Raw genomic sequence first — 350 nt, 5'->3', positions numbered from 1 at the left:
GCCACTTAAAAAAGGATGACAGGTATGGCCGGCTGCGTTCAGGATGGTGCAGACCAGTTCCAGCAAATTGTTGTCGTCGTCGAGTACAGCGATTCTCATGAGTAATTACCGTTAAAGTCCGGCTTGAATTGGCCAATACATATCATTATAACGAATGCAATTACAAAATATCAAAATTGTGGACTTCTGCAGTTCTCATCCAAATTGCAGTATTTGCCATAATTTTATTCGATGATCATTGCAATTGATGAATTGTTACGCGACAGCATACGTTGTGGTTTGGGAATTTGCAATATTTACCGTCGCAGAATCCGAACAGTATTGCAACAGGGTATGAAATAGTCGTGGGC

General features: G+C 41.1%; 1 pseudogene. It reads right to left on the bottom strand.

Annotated features, from left to right (window positions below):
* A pseudogene (locus KDM89_RS22660) lies at window positions 1-99 on the bottom strand (DNA-binding response regulator); the annotation flags it as partial.
* Window positions 100-350 lie beyond the last annotated feature (251 nt).

Source organism: Cognatundibacterium luofuense (assembly GCF_018139685.1).
Lineage (GTDB): Bacteria > Pseudomonadota > Gammaproteobacteria > Burkholderiales > Burkholderiaceae_D > Undibacterium > Undibacterium luofuense.
Note: the sequence above shows the minus strand (reverse complement) of the source record. Positions and strands in the feature narration are given on the sequence as shown.